Genomic DNA, 2,779 nt, shown 5'->3' on the forward strand with positions numbered 1-2,779 from the left:
GTAACCGCCCGATTCCCGCCCCAGTCTGACCGTAGTATGCTCAGTCCATGGAGATTGATCGGGACAAGATCGACGAGGCCGTTCTGGCGCTTATGTGGTTGACGCTGCATGACGAGCGGCGGGCGTGGAAAGGCTTTGACTGGGACGCCCTAGAGCGATTGCATGGGAGGGGTCTGATTGCCGATCCGGTCAACAAGGCAAAGTCGGTTGTCCTGACCGATGAGGGCCTGCGGCAGTCCGAGGAACTCTTCCGGGCGCTGTTTACGCGGCCTCGGTCTTGACCGTGCCCATTGGCGTCCAGTTCCAGGGCAGCAATTCGCCGAGACGGGTGTTCATGTGATCGTGGATGCGGTCCAGGACATCGGCAAGATAGGCCTGCGGATCGAGCCCGTTCATCTTTGCCGTTTCAATGACGGTCAGGGCGCGGGCGAGCGTTTCGCCGCCCGCATCCGAGCCTGCGAATAGCCAGTTCCGTCTGCCGACACCAATTGGCCTCAGGGCACGCTCGGCCGCATTGTTGTCGATGGCCACGCGCCCGTCCTCGAGGAACAGCGTGAGGGCAGACCAGCGGCTCAGCCCATAGCGGAAGGCCTTGGCCAGATCGCTTTTGCCCGGGATGCGCGTCAGCTGCTTTTCGGCCCAGTCCCGGAAGGCGTCGATCTTGGGCCTGGTTTCCTTCTGGCGCAGGGCCAGCCGCAACTCGGCGGGCTTGCCGCTGATGGCGCGCTCGATGTCGTAGAACTTGCCGATCCGGTCGAGCGCCTCGCGCGCGATCTCGGATTTCGTCGATGTCCAGACATCATGGAAGTCACGGCGCAGATGCGCCCAGCAGGCGGCCTCGCGGAACTGGCTCTTGCCCTCCAGATCGGGGGCATAGAGCTTGGCATAGCCCTTGTAGCCATCTGCTTGAAGAATGCCGCCGGCCTGGCCCAGATGGCCGAGGACATGGTCTTCCTTCCAGTCCGGGGCGAACTGATACACCGCACCGGGCGGGGCCTGGCCTGCCCAAGGGCGCTGATCGCGGACATAAGCCCAGATCCTGCCCTTCCTGACACCCTTGCCGAGCCCCTTGTCGCTCTTGCTGCGATCGAGGACCCGGATGGGCGTGTCATCGGCATGGAGCAGATTGCTGGCCATGATCTCGGCCTCGATCTTTTCGATCAGCGGCGCCAGGGCTTTCATCGCCCCGCCGCACCAGTCCACGAGCGTCGTGTCGGCGATATCGGCGCCCATCCGGGCAAAGATCTCGTTCTGCCTGTAAAGCGGCACATGATCGTCGAACTTCGAGACCAGGACATAGGCGAGCAGGTTCGGTCCCGCCATGCTCCGCGGGATCGGCCGGCTGGGTGCCGGGGCCTGGACGATCTTCTCACAGCGTCGGCAGGACTTCTTGATGCGCGCGATCTCGATAACCTTCAACTGCGCGGCGATCATGTCGATCAATTCGCTGACATCCTCACCGATCACCCGCAGATCGCCGCCGCAATCGGGGCAATTCTTGCCAGGGTCATATTCGCGACGTTCGCGCGGCGTGTCCTTCGAGACTTTCGGGCGGCGGCGGTTGGTTTCCTGAGGTTCAGCCGGCTCCGGAGCCTGTGCTTCCGTGTCGGGCCCCTTCTCGGCAGCGGGCGACGGGTCATTCGCCTCGGCCAGGGCCAGCTGCAGGTCTTCCAGCGCCAGCTCCAGTTGCTCGATCTCGCGTTCGATCTTTTCCGAACTGGCTCCGAACTTCTGCTTTTGCAATTTGGCAATCCGGACGCGCAGCGCCTGAACCAGCAGGTCATGGGCGCGCAAGCTCGCCGACATCTTCTGATTTTCTGCCTGCAACGCGGCAATGATCGCCTTCAAGGCGGCAGGATCATTGGGCAGTGGCGTGGTCGTTCCGGACATGGCGATGGATACCATATCCTCCTGTCGAACGCTACAAAAACACGCAATTACAGGAAGATAAATCAGCCGACCCGGGCCGGTGGCGCGCCCCAGTCCGGCCGCCTCCAGTCAATTCCCTCCCACAGCATGGCCATCTGCGCCGATGTCAGACGCGCAGTCCCGTCCTTGCTGTTCGGCCAGGGAAAGCGCCCGCGTTCCAGCACCTTGTAGTAAAGGCAGAAGCCTTGGCCGTCCCAATACAAGAGCTTCAATCTGTCGCCACGCCGACCGCGGAACGCAAACACCGCCCCGCCTGCCGGCTTCTGGCGCAACTGATCCTGCGCCAGAGCCGCCAAACCCTCGATGCCCTTGCGCATGTCGGTCACCCCGCAGGCCAGATAAACCCGGACACCGGTGCCGGGCCCGATCATGCCGCCTCCACCACCCGGATCAACCGCGTCAGCGCGGCCGCATCCAGCATCGGGTCGAAGCGCAGGCACCGGCCATTGGCCAGCTGAAGCTCAATCAAGGCGGGGCGCTGCGGCGCTTGATCTTCAGCCGATGGATGCGCCGCCAACGCCGCCGGCGCGCTCAATTCCACCGGCAGGAACAGGGCCTCCGGAAGCGGGGAAAGCAGCCCCTTCTTCTTCAACTCATGCCGCCAGGCATAGAGCTGCTGTCGGGTCACCTCGTGGCGCTGCGCCACTTGCGTCACCGTCGCGCCCGCCACCCCGACTGACAGCACGATCCCGAGCTTCTCCTCGTCGCTCCAGCGACGCCGCCGTTCCAGACCCAGAATGTCACCACGCATCGAAAGCCCCGCATAAGACACGTCGTTAACGACGTCGCTATGCACGTGTCTTAGCCGATCACCCCACGCTCAGGCAGGCGGTGGAAATCGGGTGGTTAC

At 63.5% G+C, this 2,779-nt stretch carries 4 protein-coding genes; 1 reads left to right on the plus strand and 3 read right to left on the minus strand.

Annotated features, from left to right (window positions below):
• The first annotated feature begins 47 nt into the window (after positions 1-47).
• Positions 48-281, plus strand: a complete 234-nt coding sequence (locus ACFOM8_RS22735) for a DUF6429 family protein (RefSeq protein WP_377764643.1) — start codon at positions 48-50, stop codon at positions 279-281.
• Here the strand turns inward: ACFOM8_RS22735 and tnpC are convergent.
• From tnpC to tnpA, 3 genes are all read right to left on the minus strand, one after another.
• On the minus strand, positions 262-1,890 hold the full coding sequence (gene tnpC / locus ACFOM8_RS22740) for an IS66 family transposase (protein WP_377764644.1): 1,629 nt from the start codon (positions 1,888-1,890) through the stop codon (positions 262-264). The two genes, ACFOM8_RS22735 and tnpC, sit on opposite strands and share 20 nt — an antisense overlap.
• Before the next feature lie 62 nt (positions 1,891-1,952).
• Entirely contained in the window at positions 1,953-2,300 is a 348-nt protein-coding gene (gene tnpB / locus ACFOM8_RS22745; RefSeq protein ID WP_377764645.1) for an IS66 family insertion sequence element accessory protein TnpB, read from the minus strand.
• The gene (gene tnpA, locus ACFOM8_RS22750; protein WP_377764646.1) at positions 2,297-2,680 is read right to left on the minus strand and encodes an IS66-like element accessory protein TnpA; all 384 of its coding nucleotides are present in this window, start codon (positions 2,678-2,680) and stop codon (positions 2,297-2,299) included. Before tnpA ends, tnpB begins: the two co-directional genes overlap by 4 nt.
• Positions 2,681-2,779 lie beyond the last annotated feature (99 nt).

It is taken from the genome of Paracoccus angustae, assembly GCF_042648745.1.
Classification (GTDB): Bacteria; Pseudomonadota; Alphaproteobacteria; order Rhodobacterales; family Rhodobacteraceae; genus Paracoccus; species Paracoccus angustae.